General features: G+C 42.3%; 20 protein-coding genes. 15 read left to right on the forward strand and 5 right to left on the reverse strand.

Annotated elements, in window-relative coordinates; genetic code table 11:
- Positions 1-268 precede the first annotated feature (268 nt).
- A complete protein-coding gene (locus CXK86_RS23670; RefSeq protein ID WP_101314666.1) occupies positions 269-1,003 on the forward strand; it encodes a restriction endonuclease in 735 nt (244 codons plus the stop codon).
- Positions 1,004-1,083: 80 nt separating this feature from the next.
- Here CXK86_RS23670 and CXK86_RS23675 read toward each other — a convergent pair whose 3' ends face one another.
- Positions 1,084-1,425: a helix-turn-helix domain-containing protein gene (locus CXK86_RS23675; protein WP_076253421.1), complete on the reverse strand. Its 342-nt coding sequence runs from the start codon at positions 1,423-1,425 to the stop codon at positions 1,084-1,086.
- 141 nt (positions 1,426-1,566) lie between these two features.
- On the opposite strand from CXK86_RS23675, the gene CXK86_RS23680 reads away from it, so the two are divergent.
- From CXK86_RS23680 to CXK86_RS23720, 10 genes are all read left to right on the forward strand, one after another.
- Entirely contained in the window at positions 1,567-2,082 is a 516-nt protein-coding gene (locus tag CXK86_RS23680) for a HEPN domain-containing protein (RefSeq protein WP_180361857.1), read from the forward strand.
- Between the two features lie 143 nt (positions 2,083-2,225).
- Complete coding sequence (locus tag CXK86_RS32280) at positions 2,226-2,498, forward strand: hypothetical protein (protein WP_180361858.1); 273 nt, start codon at positions 2,226-2,228, stop codon at positions 2,496-2,498.
- A gap of 160 nt (positions 2,499-2,658) precedes the next feature.
- On the forward strand, positions 2,659-3,774 hold the full coding sequence (locus CXK86_RS23685) for a WXG100 family type VII secretion target (protein WP_101314668.1): 1,116 nt from the start codon (positions 2,659-2,661) through the stop codon (positions 3,772-3,774).
- 12 nt (positions 3,775-3,786) lie between these two features.
- Positions 3,787-4,098, forward strand: a complete 312-nt coding sequence (locus CXK86_RS23690; protein WP_101314669.1) for a hypothetical protein — start codon at positions 3,787-3,789, stop codon at positions 4,096-4,098.
- A 95-nt stretch (positions 4,099-4,193) separates the two neighbouring features.
- Positions 4,194-4,643: a hypothetical protein gene (locus CXK86_RS23695; RefSeq protein WP_144029833.1), complete on the forward strand. Its 450-nt coding sequence runs from the start codon at positions 4,194-4,196 to the stop codon at positions 4,641-4,643.
- A gap of 31 nt (positions 4,644-4,674) precedes the next feature.
- A complete protein-coding gene (locus CXK86_RS23700; protein ID WP_306821956.1) occupies positions 4,675-5,181 on the forward strand; it encodes a hypothetical protein in 507 nt (168 codons plus the stop codon).
- 227 nt (positions 5,182-5,408) lie between these two features.
- Entirely contained in the window at positions 5,409-5,735 is a 327-nt protein-coding gene (locus tag CXK86_RS23705; RefSeq protein WP_101314671.1) for a nucleoside triphosphate pyrophosphohydrolase, read from the forward strand.
- Complete coding sequence (locus CXK86_RS23710; protein ID WP_101314672.1) at positions 5,719-8,157, forward strand: DEAD/DEAH box helicase family protein; 2,439 nt, start codon at positions 5,719-5,721, stop codon at positions 8,155-8,157. The genes CXK86_RS23705 and CXK86_RS23710 overlap by 17 nt, the downstream gene beginning before the upstream one ends.
- A 226-nt stretch (positions 8,158-8,383) precedes the next feature.
- On the forward strand, positions 8,384-9,535 hold the full coding sequence (locus tag CXK86_RS23715) for a hypothetical protein (RefSeq protein WP_101314673.1): 1,152 nt from the start codon (positions 8,384-8,386) through the stop codon (positions 9,533-9,535).
- 79 nt (positions 9,536-9,614) lie between these two features.
- Positions 9,615-10,229 carry a hypothetical protein gene (locus CXK86_RS23720; RefSeq protein ID WP_101314674.1) on the forward strand — a complete coding sequence of 205 codons (615 nt, stop codon included), beginning with the start codon at positions 9,615-9,617 and terminating at the stop codon, positions 10,227-10,229.
- A gap of 353 nt (positions 10,230-10,582) precedes the next feature.
- On the opposite strand, the gene CXK86_RS23725 is transcribed toward CXK86_RS23720, so the two are convergent.
- The 3 genes from CXK86_RS23725 to CXK86_RS23735 are packed head-to-tail and all read right to left on the reverse strand — an operon-like array spanning position 10,583 to position 13,567.
- Entirely contained in the window at positions 10,583-11,350 is a 768-nt protein-coding gene (locus tag CXK86_RS23725; RefSeq protein ID WP_101314675.1) for a MerR family transcriptional regulator, read from the reverse strand.
- Complete coding sequence (locus CXK86_RS23730) at positions 11,325-12,251, reverse strand: DUF2268 domain-containing putative Zn-dependent protease (RefSeq protein WP_101314676.1); 927 nt, start codon at positions 12,249-12,251, stop codon at positions 11,325-11,327. Before CXK86_RS23730 ends, CXK86_RS23725 begins: the two co-directional genes overlap by 26 nt.
- Positions 12,252-12,310: 59 nt before the next feature.
- A complete protein-coding gene (locus tag CXK86_RS23735; protein ID WP_180361859.1) occupies positions 12,311-13,567 on the reverse strand; it encodes an MFS transporter in 1,257 nt (418 codons plus the stop codon).
- Positions 13,568-13,843: 276 nt separating this feature from the next.
- On the opposite strand from CXK86_RS23735, the gene CXK86_RS23740 reads away from it, so the two are divergent.
- A complete protein-coding gene (locus CXK86_RS23740; RefSeq protein WP_101314678.1) occupies positions 13,844-15,142 on the forward strand; it encodes a galactokinase in 1,299 nt (432 codons plus the stop codon).
- A gap of 166 nt (positions 15,143-15,308) precedes the next feature.
- The gene (locus CXK86_RS23745) at positions 15,309-15,590 is read left to right on the forward strand and encodes a hypothetical protein (RefSeq protein WP_036672575.1); all 282 of its coding nucleotides are present in this window, start codon (positions 15,309-15,311) and stop codon (positions 15,588-15,590) included.
- Positions 15,591-15,692: 102 nt separating this feature from the next.
- Here CXK86_RS23745 and CXK86_RS23750 read toward each other — a convergent pair whose 3' ends face one another.
- Positions 15,693-16,229: a hypothetical protein gene (locus tag CXK86_RS23750; RefSeq protein WP_101314679.1), complete on the reverse strand. Its 537-nt coding sequence runs from the start codon at positions 16,227-16,229 to the stop codon at positions 15,693-15,695.
- A 190-nt stretch (positions 16,230-16,419) separates the two neighbouring features.
- On the opposite strand from CXK86_RS23750, the gene CXK86_RS23755 reads away from it, so the two are divergent.
- A complete protein-coding gene (locus tag CXK86_RS23755) occupies positions 16,420-16,782 on the forward strand; it encodes a hypothetical protein (protein ID WP_036672573.1) in 363 nt (120 codons plus the stop codon).
- 121 nt (positions 16,783-16,903) lie between these two features.
- Entirely contained in the window at positions 16,904-17,209 is a 306-nt protein-coding gene (locus tag CXK86_RS23760) for a hypothetical protein (protein WP_180361860.1), read from the forward strand.
- Positions 17,210-17,239 lie beyond the last annotated feature (30 nt).

The raw sequence follows: 17,239 nt of genomic DNA on the forward strand, positions 1-17,239 counted from the left end.
ACCTTGCAGTCCGTTACAGAAAGAAAATACTTTAGGAGAACTCATTCGAAGATATACTACTGAAATTGTTAATTAGAGACGAATCTTCTTTATTACAAATCGTACTATCGTTAGTTCGCGCTGAAACATATAAAGATTTGATAAAAGGTTCATTTGAGTCGAATACATATACGAGTGTTGAAAATGAGAAGAGTGACGTGGAGAGGGCACATATCATAACAGCAAATGCGGCTTAAAAGTATGAATGCTATCTAAGGAGAATCAGTGAATGAATGAAATAATATGGCTCATTATTGTTGTTGTTACATTATCAGTTGTTGCTGGACTATTACAGCCTTCTAAAAAGAAAAAAAGAAAAAAGTCCAACCCACGGAAGAAACAGACTACTAAAAAACCTGTGAGTAGCGGATTTAATCGTGCTTCCTCTACGTGCAGATCAGACGAAGTGATTCTAACTTTACCACTAGATAAAATGACCGGAGCAGAGTTCGAACGCTTACTTACACTCTATTTTAGAGACAACGGTTATACCGTAAAAGAAGTTGGCGTTGGGGGTAAAGATGGAGGAGTAGATCTTGTTATTACGGATAAGCGCGGTGAAAAAACAGCAGTCCAAGCCAAATGTTATGCCGATCATAATAAGGTGCAAGTAATGACTGTTCGTGAACTGGTAGGTGCGAAAAGGAATCATGACTGTATTTTGACTTTAATCGTAACCACATCTGATCTTACGGGCCCAGCAAGAAAAGAAGCCGATCAATTCAAAGTGGATTATTGGCACGGTGGTTTAGTAGACAGCAAGCTACGCAGTTGGGGTAAATGGGTGCCATCCAATAGAAAAATGAAAATTGCACCGATTAAGAACGAGCAAGCGTCATCTAAGACATTATCTAATATCAAATGTAGTTGTGGTTCTTTAATGGTTAAACGTAAGAATAAAGCTGGGGCGGAATTTTGGGGATGTAGTAGCTACCCTACTTGTAGAAAAACGAAAGCTATCTGAATGACCTCAATAAAATGACGGTGAAACAAAGGCGAAGCAGCTTGTAAGCTGCCTTGCCTTTGTTATTTTTATGTTCAAGATCACTTTAATATTTCACGTATCACATTTTTGGTTAGTTGAATACTGTCAGGGGAGGCATCTCTTAACATTTCTAAAATCTCCTGTATAACTACTTCTGACTCTGTGAAATGAAAATCCTCGTCTACATAAGCGAAAAGCTGTATTAAGTTTACTTCAAGTGACTCAGCGATCTTTGCCAAGTTCACCAAAGAAACATTCTTTTCTCCACGTTCGATCTGTCCTATGTATGAAAAATGAAATCCACCTTTTTCTCCGAGGGATTCCTGTGAATATCCTCTTTCTTTGCGTAGTGCGCGAATTCTGGCTCCGACTAGCTTCAAAACTTCTCTGTCCTCGTTCATGGTATTCACCTCTCTATGTTCAAAAGTGTAGACAAGTTTCCTCAAGGTAAACACCAAACGAAGAATACAAATAATTTATTTGATTACTATAGGTATCATTTTAATGTATAATACTGGTATTAACTCTTTGGAGGGATGACAATGGCAAGAAATTGGTCCATAACCGAAGCACATTGTAATCACCAAGTAGATTTTACCCTACGTTCGCAAGACCATGATAACTTCATACCAGCCAAGTTCAAACACGCTCCTGCTTACCACATGCTACATAATACAGTAACGGACTATCACCAACATGCTATGTATCATCTCAAACTTGCCGCTATCATGCGTAATCACAGTCAGTTTAAAGTCTGCCTAATTCTATGTGATTGGGCTCTAGCCTCCATGATTAAGGCGCTTTATATCCATAAGTATCATTCAGTTCATCCACCTAAGGAACTTACCATGAACGAAATCTTACCTTTAGTGCATACGGACACTGAACCTGGATTGGATATCGCTTTGTTCATCGGTACTATGCAACATATGTCATCCCAAGCTGATTATCTATATGACCAGCCAATAGAACTGAACAACATCGAAAAGCTTCTTCACCGAACAGAAGAGATATTGGACGAGTTAGCCACTCGATTGAAGGATGATTCATCAGAGTAAGATGTTTTTTTAATTGATCATTTGGGTTAAATGTTTGATTTATCTGTGTTACGCTTACAAGATGGCATCATCCAAATAAAGGATATGATGCAGAGATTACAAAGGATTTTCTTTGCTTTGCATCGGGAAAGTAGGTGTACATTTTGAAAAGAGTAATTGCTATCGTGTTATTCATATTATCTATATTGGAATTGGTTACTCTAATCCTAATTGGTAAAAGCATGATGACTGGGTATATGGAACCTAGTACGTTTAGCGGGATAATTTCATTCCCACTAGGCGCTACGTACCTCTCGATCTGGATGTTCTTTTTACGGCAAGAGTTTACCGGAGGACGAGTCGCGGCACAGATCAGTTTTACAGCGGCATTGTTGACGGCGTGCCCGTTGGTGTGTTTGTTAATTATTTTCTATTAAATCAAGAGATTAAGAAGATTTCCTTTGAATTAGGACCTATGAAGTACGTTGTTGGAAATATTGTTATGGTGGGAAAGGAAAAATCAGGATGTTAGAATGATGTATATACATCAAGCTTCTGCTAACATGGTAAAATCCTATTTCAAACGCGGAGAATGATATGAGTACAATTAAAGTAACACCAGAGCAGCTGCTGCATGTATCCAGACAGATCGAGCAGGGTAGGCAGCAGTTGGAGGGTATACGTAATGACCTGACCGCACGGATCGGATTCATCCAGTCTCAGTGGGCGGGAGCAACGCAAGAACGATTTTTCTACGATTTTCAGCAATCAGGTTCTGTTCTGGATCGAGCACTGGAAAGTATGGTTAAGTCATCCCAAGATCTGTTCGCGATTGCCGAGAGATTCGAACAAGCAGATCAGGAACAGGTGAGCTTGGGAGCCGTTGCTGGACAGATTGCTGCCCATACAATGATAAACCATAATATAAGTAACACAGAAGAACAAAGACGAATGGTATATAATCCTTTGTTTGGAGTTAACATGCCTGCGAGTGAAGCGGAGGATGGTATGCCAGGGCAAAAGGAGTTTGTTAAGTACTGGGAACAGGGTGGCACCTATGAAGAAATGAGAGCTGGACCGAAGCAACCGGAGTCTAGTGGTGGAGATATATACGATGAACAGATCAGTGCATTTAAGGAAGGTCATCATCCCGTAACTGGAGAATCCATACCAGCATGGCAAGCAGCAGTTTCTATAGGAGGTCTACAGACTGCTAAGCTCGTGTTGGCTTTTACAGGAATGTATAATAGGGGTTATAAGGTTCCGAAAGAAGGATTAGGATTCCCAAAAGGTATGATCGGTGGAAGAATTACAGTAAGTAATGAAAGAATTAACCATGCTTCACTTGGGGATTTCAATTCTAAAAATAGATTGATCAATGGTGGTCACGGTCAAGATAATATTAATTACTTACTTAAAAATAAGATCGCATTTAACATTACTAAAGAATATGAGAACGGTGTACGGGTTGGTAATATACCTAATCACAAAAATAAAGCAAAGCGAAGTGGAGAGGGCCAAGCATGGTTCCCTAAGGAGTGGACATCGGAAGATATCAAAAAGTCAGGTGAGCATGTAGCAAATCTGCCTGAGAATAGAGTTAAGGGTGACGGTGAATGGATGTTTGGAAACTATAATAACGTTAGAGTAGGCGTAATCAAGAACGATGGACAGATCGGAACGATTACTCCAGATAATTCAAGACAACCGTGAGGAGAGTAAAACATGGTAGACTACAGTGAAAAAGTTATCTCATTAATAAAGAAGAGAAAAGATTTACACCCCGACGATCCTGCTATTCAAACGATATGGAATGAGATGGTAGACATTCTAAAAGATAATGAGCAAAGTGCCATATCATTTCTAAATCAATGTGGAGAAAAAGATTTATATTGGCTCAGTGAGATATTTGAAGATCTATCTTCTGAATTCCAAAGTAGGGCATTTATAGATTGTCTTCTTCAATTGCAAAAGAAGTATCCTGATCTGGATATGGAGCAAGACATAGAATATGCGATCCAATCAATGGAGGATTAAAAATAAGATCATTGAAAGTAATCAGGAAAACATAGTTTTCAACAAATGAATAAACGGACTCTCAAGTGGGTGGCATGGTGTCAAAAAGTATTTATATGAAGAACAAAGAAGAGGTGCTTGCACCGGAACTTATGGCGTATACCTTGGCCAAATTAGGTTCGTATGAATGGAATAGAACAGAGATGTATAATCCGAATCGGATATATGAGAAACCTGCGGGTTTTTATTTTAGATTCCACAACGCTGATCAGCTTTACGAGCATTTAAAGCATTGTATTAAGCACTTTAAGGGCAACCTTGAGTGGACGATCTATGTAAGTCCTATAACCAAAAATAAAAATTACGTTATTAAGCCTGCTGAAGTATACCATGCGAAACAAACTGAGGCATATCAGGTGAATTTGGAACTTGAGGAAGTGCTTCAAGATTCATATAAAGAAATCTGTGAGCAAGCGATTCAAGACATCCCATTGTTATGTAACCATATTGAGCAATGGTTTGGGTTGGAACATAAGCTACTGCATCCGCCTACAATACCGAATTGATGTGATATGAAGAATTACCTGATGTTAGAGGGTGTGTACTCTGGAAAGTTTAGAAATCATTTTAATTGATTTTAACAAAAACAGGCTAGATCCATTCATTAAGAATGATTTGAACATTCAGGCGGATCAGATCAAAAGTTCTCACTTTTATGATAACCGTAGTGAAAACGATATTGAATTTCAGCAAATAGAGAGCCTTGAAGAGGTTCTTTCTTCTAAGGGAACGGGGAATATGTTATATTCTCAGCTTAACCTGGGTCATACCTTTAACGACGTGATGATTGTATTTTCATTTGATGAGGAATCTGGAGATATTGTAATTAATTTTCCTGAAGAGGAATTGTTCAGCGGAGAAAATCCAGAGACGATGTTAAAAGCTCAGAAATTAATAGAGTATATTCTTGATATTAAGAACAAGTATGCAATTGAGAAGGTTAGAATCGGTTATGAACCAGCTATGGATGATGACACTTGCTTGGTGGAGATTGATAAAGAAACAATGAATATGAATGCTATTGTCTCAAAACTGTTGGCTTAGAAACCTCTGTACCGGAACTAGATGCCGAACAATTAGACATTACGAATTACCGAAAGCCCATTTCAACTCGAATACGAGTAGTCATGGGTTATTTTTATCTCCTCATTCCATCCCAACCACTTTACAAAATCCACCCATCCCTCCCCATAGCAAATGGTATAATGGAAAAAAGGGAGATTCTGGCGCGAGGCTTGAAGGTTCTCAGAGCAGAAAGGATGTTATACTACATGCCTACATACAACAAATTGGTGCGGGACAAGATTCCGCATATTATCACATCCAGTGGTAAGGAATGCCGCACACGTATTCTGGACCCGGAGGAGTATAAGCAAGAATTAAGAACGAAGTTGCAAGAAGAATCGGATGAGTACGTAAATGCAGCGAGTGATCAGGAAGCCCTAGAAGAACTGGCTGACATGCTGGAGGTGATCCGGGCGCTGGCGGAGGTGCATGGTGCGAATGCGGCACAGCTAGACAAGCTGCGGGCAGACAAAGCCGAGGCGCGTGGTGGATTCGAGGAACGGGTGTATCTGATCGATGTCGACGAAGCTTAACGTTAAACTCATTACAGATAACTTGGCAGACGAACTGATTGCCCGGATGCAGCATGCATCCGGGATTTATATTATGACGTCCTTTATTATGCAGTCCGGGGTGAAACTGCTTGCGCCGCACTTAAAGCGGGCGGCAGAACGTGGGGCAGAAGTAAGGATGCTTGCGGGAGACTATCTGTATATCACGCAGCCGGAAGGACTGCGGGCGCTCTGTGAGGTTGATACACGAATTGAAGTGCGGCTGTGGCGAAGTATGGGCACTTCTTTTCACCCAAAAGCGTATCTGTTCGATCATGATAATGGTGAAGGACTGCTGATTGTCGGCTCGTCTAACTTTTCGTTCACGGCGCTCAAGACGGGATATGAATGGAATCTGGCGATGAATGCGGAGGCGGAGCCGTATACGTTCCAGTCGGCGTTGGACAAGTTCATGCAGAGCTTCTACCACGAGACAACCTTGCCGGTGAACCTGGATTCAATTGCGCTGTATGAGGAAGAGTACCGAAAGTATCACCAGAAGAACCCGGAGATGATCCAGCGGATCACGGAGATGGAAGAAGCGGAATTTGGCACAGGTCTACCTGAGGACAAAGAGGAAGAAGCCGCCGAGCTGTTGCTTGTGCCGATCCAGCCGCGTTTGGCGCAGTTGGATGCGCTTGAAGCACTCCATGGCACGATGGAGGAGCAGTACGACAAAGCGATGGTCGTGATGGCGACCGGGCTTGGCAAAACGTATCTGGCGGGTTTCTTTGCCCAGCGGTTCAAGAGGGTGTTGTTTGTAGCGCATCGGGAAGAGATCTTGTTCCAGGCGAAGAAGTCTTTTCAGCGGATCATGCCAGAGCGTACTCATGGGATATATAACGGACAGCATAAAGATGGAACGGCAGATTGTGTGTATGCTTCGATCTTTACGCTTAGTATGCAGAAGCACCGGGATGGGTTTGCGGTGGATGCCTTTGATCTGATCGTGGTGGATGAGTTCCATCATGCGGCGGCGAAGACGTACATGTCGGTGATTGAGCATTTTCAGCCTAAGTTCTTGCTGGGCATCACGGCTACCCCGGATCGGCTGGATGGCAAGGATGTGTATGCGCTCTGTGATGGGAATGTGGCGTACCAGATGCATTTTATTGAAGCGATCCGGCGAGGTTGGCTGGCGCCATTTCAATATTACGGGGTATTCGACGACACGGATTATTCGCAGATTCGCTGGATCGGGACGAAGTATGATGAAGAACAGCTCATGGCTGTTCAGTTGCAAGAGGAGCATGTGGAGACCATTTATGAAGCTTGGCGGCGGCACAAGCAGACGAGAACGATTGGCTTTTGCTCGTCGATCCGGCAGGCGGACTATTTGGCTGCGTATTTTCGCAGTCAGGGCGTGAAGGTGCTCAGTCTGCATTCGCGCACATCGGAGATGTCGCGGGAGGAAGCCATTCGCCAGCTTGAGGCGGGTGAGCTGGAGGTTGTGCTGACGGTGGATCTGTTCAACGAAGGGACGGATATTCCACGTGTAGATACGCTATTGTTCGTGCGTCCAACCGAGTCGCTCACGGTGTTTACACAGCAGGTGGGGCGTGGCCTGCGGCTGGCGGAAGGCAAATCACATTGTGTCATCATCGACCTGATCGGAAACTACCGGAACGCGGATGTGAAGCTGAGTCTTCTGGACGTGCGCGGGGAGTTGGAGGGAACCGCGAAAGACCGGGATTCGGCTGTGCCGGAAGTTCCAGACAACTGTGGGATTCATCTGGAGACCCGAGTGGTGAATCTGCTTCAGGAGCTGAGCCGCAAACGGTTACCGCGCCGTGAGAAGCTGCATCAGGATTTTCTGGATGTGAAACGAGAGATGGGACGTATTCCGACGTATCTGGAGTTGCACCTCATGGGGCGTTCGAAGAGTGTCGGGTATCGGAGCGAATTCGGTTCCTATGTTGGGTTTCTGTATTGGGCAGAGCTGCTGACCCCATATGAGGGAGAGATGTACGTCCGGCACGAGGCTTGGCTGCGTGATGTGGAGAAGACGGTCATGAACAAAAGCTACAAGATGATCGTGCTGCTGTACATGCTGGAGCGGGGAGAAGCGCACTGGATGGACCCGATCACACCGGGAGAGATGGCAAGGTTCTTCCATACGTACCTGACGGAGAAGGAGTACCGGAAACGGAAAGACTTTTCGGACAAAGGTAAACTTGCGCTATGGGAATGGAATGAGAAGACGGCAACACAGATTGAGAAACTGATTATCGACATGCCGATGTCCATGTGGAGTGGGGCAAAGGGCAGCATGACGCGATTCGAAGATGGCGTGTTCTCACTGAATGTGCAGGTGAAGGATGCGGAGGAACAGGCGGTGTTGTATCGCTGGACAAGGGAAATATGTCTGTATCGGTTGCATGGGTATTTTGAACGTGGACATTAGAATAGAGTGAAAAGATGGTTGCTTCGAAATCAGAGAGTATCTGAAGTCGTGGCAACCTATTTGGTATATGAATATATAAGGGGTTTAATTGTAAAATAATTATAATAAAAGAGAAATATTGTAATATTTTTAAGGTAATGATATGATTATTTGGTATATTATGAATTATTTTGATGTATAAGGAGGACAGAGGGCGTATAAAAACAATAAAAAGGAGTTTTTGTGTATGAAAAAGTTATTATCTGTAATAACAACGTTTATATTAGTATTTGGGTTGTCTACTTCCGTTTATGGGGATAATAGCGGAAACATGGTGAGGGTAGGCTCGCTAAATATCAATTTAGATACTTATGATGAATCTCTTCTAAATAAACTTCTTGAGGACCCGTCTTTGAGCTATGATGATGCTGTGTACTATGCTAAATTGGACAAAATAGTAAAAGAGATGGAAAAGCACAATATTGAATATAGTTTAGATAATGAACAAATTACTACCTCAATTAACGATGATTATATAAGATTAAATACTGACGATTTCAGAGAGCGAGTATTATCCTTAGAAGAAGAAGCTGTTAAGAGTGCTTTGTTATCGGATATTAAGCTAAGAAGTGAAGGTATTACTGATCTGCGGAATCTATCTAAAAACTATTTATCTGCCAATCAATTTTCTCAACAAACATTTAAAGTAGAATATCCTGACGGCAGTTCAGTTAATTTCATTACTAATACTATTGAAGATGATCCAGAAAAGGTGACTTCCGTTTTTTCTCCAGAAGAGAAAATAGAGATTGAAAACGGATACTATAATGAAAGTAATGGAAGTATAAATCTAGCAAGTTCACCTTTTGACGGCTGTACTCCAACAGGAGCGACGCCAAATATAGTGGGACCTTGGAATAAAACATCTTGTATAGATCGGGAATTCAACAAAATATATTATGATTATGGCGGCTTATGGCCAAGTGGTAAGACTTTACAGTATACAAGTAGAACGGAATGGAGTTTCTCTTCTCCAGGTAGTCACTCTAAAATTCAAGATTTATTTACTTGGCAGTGGTACGGTGTAGTAAAGAATCCAAATACATCTCCTGAATATAACTTTAGTGTTGCTCCAGTAAAAGATACAGGAAGCTCATCAAGTGCAGGGGCGGTACAAGTTCAATCTGAGAGCATGAATAATACAAGTAAAAAGGGAAGTGGAACAAACGGAAAAATACAAGGTTATGCAGATGCAATTTTTAAGGTTACAAAATCCTTTAGTGCGACTTGGGGTGTACTGAGTGTTAACGTGGATACAGGGCAACAGTGGCACCAGTATGCTATAACAGAAGTGGACGGTTGGTCCGAAGTAATGAAGTTTGCGGGAGAATATAAGTAACTTCTGAAAAAAATAGGTAATTATATTTTAAATATAATTACCTATTTAATCTATTTATATATTAAGGAGTTTAATAAATATGTTTGTAAAATTCAGATTGATTTCGATTATTTTTGTTTTTTTTATATTATTATCGGGGTGTGATTCTACTGACATTAATACAGTTAAAGAAAGACCTGTGAAATCTGAAAATGGGAATATGGAAAAGATATCGCAAAAACTTGAATCTTATATTAATAAAGATGTGGATAACATGAGTCAGTTTTTGATTACTGATCTAAAAAATATAAAAGAACTAAGTCAAAATTATTTTGTTCATTATACCTATAAACTTGACGAGATCGACTATGAAGGAATTGCGTATTTGGAGAAAGTTAATGGTGAAATAGAAATTTCTCGTACAGAGGAAGTAATGATAGACAACGAGTCTCGTGTTACAAATATTATGGCAACTGGAGATTTTAATAACGCCAATAAGCGATATGTTGTAACAGCTGGTACTGTAAATGATCAAGGAATTGATACGATCCTTGTAACATATGTTAATCAGAATAATGTTTTTTTTAAACTTAGTTCGACGAAAAGGAGTTTTTTGGATATTCAAGTCGTTGAAATTGGCGAACAAGAGATTGGTTTGGAACAAGTAATCGGGTTAGATTCAGATCGAAAAGAAATTTATAAAAGGAATGAATGAGAGATTCTGAATTAGGCTGTAAGGATAATTAACAACAAGGTTGCCTTATCCGTAAGAACTAGAAGAGTTGATCATACTAATCAATCTCGCTAAAATCTTCAAAAAAACTCAGCTGTAGCTGGACTAGTAAGGACTGCTATTAGGTTTTTGGGAAAAATATGTATAATTTCAATATAATAATGCATAAAGATGAGGAGAGACATAATGAACAAATATGTAGGTTCACAAAATAATTTAGTTTTTAAATTAGACACCCGGATGCATGTGCGTCCGGGGTTTATAGGTTGACTCATACTACTATGCATGTTGGCCTAAAAGCTGAGTATCTCCACATTTGAAAATTTTAGAAGAGACTATACTTCTTTACTCTCCACATAAACCATAATCGCTTCATACAAAAATCTCAAAAAATCCCCATCACTAAACTGATCGAAATAACCCGCATAGCGACGATCCGTCGTATAGGCTTCTGCAATACATCTCAGAATCTCATCATCACAGACCATAAACTGTTCCAGACAACTCTTCCATTCATACACTAACGATTGCACCTCACCAGAAGCAGGGGACAGATCCTGATGTTTCGCCAACTCCCGAAATACCTGCTCCATGTTGACCGAGAACTGCTGGTAGACTTTTTCTTGTTCTTCCACAGACAGCTGGCTCACATTAGCTTCGAATTCCTGATATTTCTCGGTATCTCCATATACAAACTTCGCCTCGGATTCATATTGTTCTTGAATGGACAGAATGGAAGAGTCGTCAAACAGATGAAGATGAGAGATATCTTTCCCATCTACATACTCATCCAATTGATGGATGATGGCTTCGAGCTTTTGTTTGCGTTGAACGAGTGTGCTGCGGTGCTCTCTTAGGATATCTTTTTGTTCTTCTTTGGAAAGTTGCATCATGGCCGCAATGTCTTTTAATGAGAAATTCATTTCTTTGAACAACAGAATCATCTGCAGATTCCCGAGTGCCTCTTGATCGTAATAGCGATAGCCGTTGTCCTCGACTTTGCTCGGTTTCAATAGATCCGTTTTATCATAATAATGTAATGCGCGTTTGGTGATGCCAGTAATCTGAATGATATCTTTAACGGTGAAATAGGGTGTCTTCATTCCAAAATTCCTTTGTTTCAGCAAGGATGACACTTGCCGGAGTGATGGTTGCTTCGGTAATCGGTGTACCTGTTTTGTTCAGATAATATTGAATTAAGTGATAACCGCAGGCATAGCCAGCCGCATAGGGCATACCTACGGGCGTGAAATTTTGCAGTTTGGCAAGTTCATCGCCGTATAGATACGGATTAATTTGGTCAAAACCGGTGACATGCAACTGGTCTTTCATCTTCGGTTTGATTACTTTATTCAAAGTCTCCATATCCGTTTTAGCTACCCAGGGGCCTAGCAACTCTTCTCCATACAGGGATGTCGCAAAGCTCTCGGCCAACCCCTCACTAACAACCATTTCCCCAAGCGTAATCTGTGGATTCCACTGGATATATTGATACCTTACGTTATGATTGCATTCATGGGCTAACACGGATTGCATACGAGGTAGAGTATACCTATTGGGGATCAGGTTCGCAATAATATAACCCGGGATTCCACCATCTCCGCTGATGCCTTCGTTCATGGTGAGTGAAGGACTGTTCTTGTCGCCTAATAAAATCGTATATAGATATTCGGAGACCAATAGCTCAATCCCGTGATCTGTAAAGGTGGATAGACTCGTACAAACAGCTTCATGACACTGTTGCCAAAATGTTTCAGACGAAATCTCTGCTAACGATTCGTTAATCTCAGGTGTGATATCTGCGGGAGCGATATTCATAAAGTTATTCATCATGATCACATCGAAGCCGTGAGGCTCTTGAGAGCGAAACGGGATCTGTTGAATGTTCCATTTGTTCATGAATGGACTCATCATTCGTTCGCGGTATAACTCCAATTTCTCATCAGGTGCAGCTTGCATGATCTCCTCATAGATTTGATCTGAACGTAACGCGGTAATCTTCATCCTTAATCTCTCCTTCATGTAAGCTTGAGATCATTATCAGGTATGACCTAACGTAACAGTCAAGCGTTGATGTTACGCTGCTGGCTCTCTGAATGATTCTGCAACTTCATTGCGAATATCAGAGCAGACAGGAGATAGATCAGGCTTAACAAGAGATAAGGGAGTTGCAGCGAGAATACACGATCAAATGTTGTTTCACTAACCCGCACCAATAATCCGCCGAGAAGCGTACCAATGGCACTGATCCCAAAGGACAAAAAGCGAAACACACTTCCGACCCGGCCAAGCATCTCATTAGGAACGGAACGTTGCAGGATGGAGGAACGGGTAACATTGTAGACAATAATGAAAAATGCAGCACAGAAGTACAGTCCGCCTACCATATATGCATTTGTAGTTAGACCCACCACACCGTAGATGATTCCCATGCACAAAATGGAGGAGATAATCAATTGTTTTGTACTCCATTTCTTACGCATATAAGCAACAGCCTGGCTCCCTACAATGCTGCCGATTGTTGCAATGGAGATGAGGATACCAAATGCAAAAGCATCCAACTGAAGCACATCTCGTACAAAGAAAATCTGAGTAGCCAGAATGATCGAATACATCAGCGTAACGGTGACAGACAGAATGGCTAATCCGCGGAGAAAACGATCATGATAGACATATTGAATACCGGACCACATCTCACGTTTCCAATTCTTCATCGGGCGAACTTCCTTCTTGGTTGTTTCCGTATCCCCGGGGTAGAAGTTTCCCTTCAAACTGATTAAAAAAAGCAGAGCAACTACAGCCGTTACGGCGTCTATGGCAAAAGGAAATACAATATGCAGGGTTATGATAAACCCTCCCAGAGCAACGCCCAGAATATCACTTGTGATTAACTGTCCGGCGGTGAACTGCCCATTCGCTTTCTCCAATTTACTTTGATCTACAAGTTGTGGGATGACCGTCTGCACCGTACTGTCGAATACAACTCGGCTCAGGCCAATCCCAAACATGAACAGAGCTAGAATCGGAATGCTCACCCATCCTCCCCAGATGCATAACGTCAGTCCAAGCAGAAGGATCATTCGCGTAAAGCCTGCCCCAATCAGCATATGTTTGCGTGAGTAACGGTCGATGAGGACACCTACAGGAAGACTGAATAGTAGCCAGGGTAAACGAAGTGCCGTCATGGTGACAGAAGCATACAGTGTATTGCTTGTAAGGGTTGATATGAGCCAAGGAACCGCAGCGAGTGTAAGTCCATCACCCAAAAATGTAAGCGAAAATGCACCAAATAACTTGGTATAGTTCGATTTGATTTTCATCGTTCCCTCCATCAATAAGATGTAAAGCATAGCAAATTTAAGATTGGAAGATAATGTGTGTTTACTTAAACCAAATTTAAGTTATTCTAAAATGGTTTTCAATCCTATTTTTACAACAAATAACTTCACAAAACGCTTACAAACTTTCAATTCTACCCTACCTTTTCCGCTACGAAGCTGAGATAATGGGAGAGGAATAAGGCATGAAACAGACACAACAACCATGTTCACCAACAGTCTAAAAATAAAAGCTGCATATCCATAGGAGGATTATTAATGACGACACAACCATTGAATCTGATCCAATCCACGGAGGGCCAAGCGTTGCTTGCTCAAATGTATGGACAATCACAAGTAGAAGAACAGACTGCACGTTACACAAAGCTGAACGCAACGTTCGAAGAGTACTTCGGCCCGCAAGAGGGAAGCAAGTTGTTCAGCGCAGCAGGACGCAGCGAGATTGGCGGCAATCATACGGATCATAACCATGGTAAAGTGCTGGCGGGCAGCATCACGCTGGATACACTTGCGGTGGCTGCGCCAACGGCAGAATCGGTTATTACTTTTTATTCGGAAGGCTACGACAAGAAATATGTAATCGATCTCACGGATCTCACGCCAAATACGGAAGACGATGGCACAACAGCATTGATTCGCGGTATGGCTGCGGGATTCGGAGAGTTTGGACACCAGGTTGGCGGCTTCCAAGCGTACATCTCCAGTAACGTATTCTCGGCATCAGGACTCAGTTCATCGGCGTCATTTGAGATGCTGATCTGTACGATTTTGAATCACTTCTATAATGATGGAGCACTGGATGTTGTCACCTTGGCCAAAATCGGTCAGTATGCGGAGAATCACTATTGGAACAAACCTTCCGGTCTGCTGGATCAGATGGCTTGTGCGTACGGCGGACTGATTGCCATTGATTTTGAGAATCCTGCACAGCCGGTTATCGAGCCTGTTCAATGGAATTTCCAACAGAACGGTTACTCATTGGTCATTGTGAATACAGGTGGTAACCACGCCGATCTGACGGAAGATTACGCTGCTGTGCCATATGAGATGAGAGCGGTTGCTCAGGCGCTGGGTAGTGAGTATGTTCGGGAAATTACAGCTGACGCAATCTACGCCAACCTCAAGAAGGTTCGTGAAGCTGCTGGGGATCGTGCCGTGCTGCGTGCGCTTCATTTCCTGGAGGAAAACAATCGTGTCGATGGTCAGGTTCAGGCGTTGCGTGATGGACGTTTTGCTGATTTCTTGAAACTGATTACGGCGTCCGGTAACTCATCATGGAAGTGGCTGCAGAATGTATATCAGAGTGGTGCTGTGAAGGAACAGGAGATTGGCATCGCGCTGGCACTGACCGAGAATTATCTGCAAAACCTGGGTGATGGCGCTTGTCGTATTCATGGTGGTGGATTCGCAGGGGTTATTCTGACGATCCTTCCGAACGAAAAAGTAGAAGAGTATATGTCCTGGATGCACGACATGCTGGAAACGCCGATTATTGTCGTTAATGTGCGCGCACAGGGTGCAGTATGCCTGAATACATTGATTGCTAACGCGAGCTAAATAGCACTCAGTTAAATAGTTCTAGCATGATTCTACGAAGTCCGGGCTATGTCCGGGCTTTTTGGGTTGTTCATTTTTTTGAAAAACTTCAAACTTTGAAGGTCTGTAATGTGTTATTTAAGTAGTGGCTATATCTCAATAATGTTCTCATGGAAGGAAGGATCAGATGATTACACCTACAGTAGCTGGGCAGGAAGAGGCTCAATTATACGAGGAGTTGCGGCGTGCGATCGATGAATTCGAAGAGGGCGAGCAGCGGCAAATAGTTCTGAGTCGGATGGTCAGACAGCTCAGGTTCGCCAAGTGGCGCAAAGATCGGATGCGCAAGGTTGATACATACTGCCAAAGGATCAAACCCGCGACACTTTGGATCATATTAGCCACAGGAGCACTTGCGCCAGTCTTGCTGTTTAGCATGTTCATCTGGGTATCGTTGTGGGTGGAATGAAGCTGTAGTATAGGGATAACAATATAAAGTTAATAAAAAAGAACCGTTAACCATCGGATTATCGTATTCCGACTGTAACGATTCTCTGAACTATCTTTAGGGTTAGTGGGACATTTGCGTAGATTTACCGTCTAAAGATTGCACTTGTCCCTGGATATACTGGTGGTAATCACGGAAGCTGCTGATGTGATGCAAGGAATCGGAGTTCTCAGACTGGATCTTAATTTTACCGTCCTGAGGCAGATTTTTCATCTCAGCAATGACGGATTTGGAACCTTGGATATCGTCGGACATGTCCTGGATTCGCTGTATTAATGCTGGATGTCCTTCATGTTGGAGCATTTCGGCGAGTGGTCGCATTTCCTCCAACTTTTGGCTCGACCGTTCAAGTGTGGTCATCACTTTGTCTCCATCTGTACTTGCGCTAAGCGAGACCATTCGGTGGATATGATCTTTCTCCATACGTTCAAGCGCCTCAAGATGGGAAGCTTCCAGTCGTTTGGGATCGCTCCAACTCTCTGATCGAACGGTGTCATTCTGTTGCTGGGATGCATTATTCGCAGTGCCATTACCACAGCCCCATAACAGAGATGAGCAGGTTAACACGGCTCCAACGGCGATGATACTTTTTAACCTCATGCTGTCACTCCTTCGATAATTTCCTGAAGGTAGTATGAGCAATAATATCCAAAATCATGCTTCTTCTTTTCATTTCATTCCCAGTATGTAGTTGAATAACCTTTTAAAATCGAGAGTACATATCTCCGCAAATTTTTGTAGCCTGTATTTTCACGTGAAATTGCAACGGTACGTAGCGAGGTGGAAAATAATGAATCTGTATACTAATAACATATGGCGCTGGACCATCAATCTTCTATATCCTGCCATTATCTTTGTCTTCCAGAGCTGGGGACCGATATTGGATTCGTGGACGGGTCCCATTTTGTTTGTCGCGCTGTTCTGCTTCCTGTGGAGCGATGTGAAAGACTTGTTCGTCTCGACGGGATTGACATGGTTTATTGCCATCCCGTGTTGGTGGTATTTGATTGAACGTCCGAAACCATCATTCGGTGCAGAACATTTTGCCGCACATCTTTGGCTAATTGTACTTATGTATATTGTCTTTGTGCTCATTCCTCAGACCTTAATCCTGACTACTCGGTTGCGGGTGATGCATTATTATAAGAAGTGAAAGTTAGTAGAGAATAGGCGGCCGTTGGCCGTTTTTTTAAAATAAAATGAACGCATGGGAGAGAGTTCAATTGTTGAGCAAAGATATAACAAGAAGTAAAGAAAGAAGTTTTTTGTATATCATGATTTTCACCTTAATATATGGTCTGACATTACTGATCTGGCCGTTGATCGCATTTGCCATGGGAATGTCGCTCGCTGCACCCACTCCTTCTGAGTATCAGGTGGCAAGTCGTTTGGAGGGCAATATACTGATGTCATACCCAATCTGTGTTATTGTGGCTTTGGTTTCGGGTTGGGTTTCTTATCATGAGAAAAGATACATCTTTCCTTACTGGATCATGCAGTTGCCATTGCTATGGATCGTTGCATGGATGCTGGTAGATTACTTCGGGGCAGTACTATCTGACATACCATTTCTACGATAATTAATTGTTTATAGAGATTCAATTTTAAGG

This window comes from Paenibacillus sp. BGI2013 (assembly GCF_002843485.1).
In the GTDB taxonomy this organism is placed as follows: domain Bacteria; phylum Bacillota; class Bacilli; order Paenibacillales; family Paenibacillaceae; genus Paenibacillus; species Paenibacillus amylolyticus.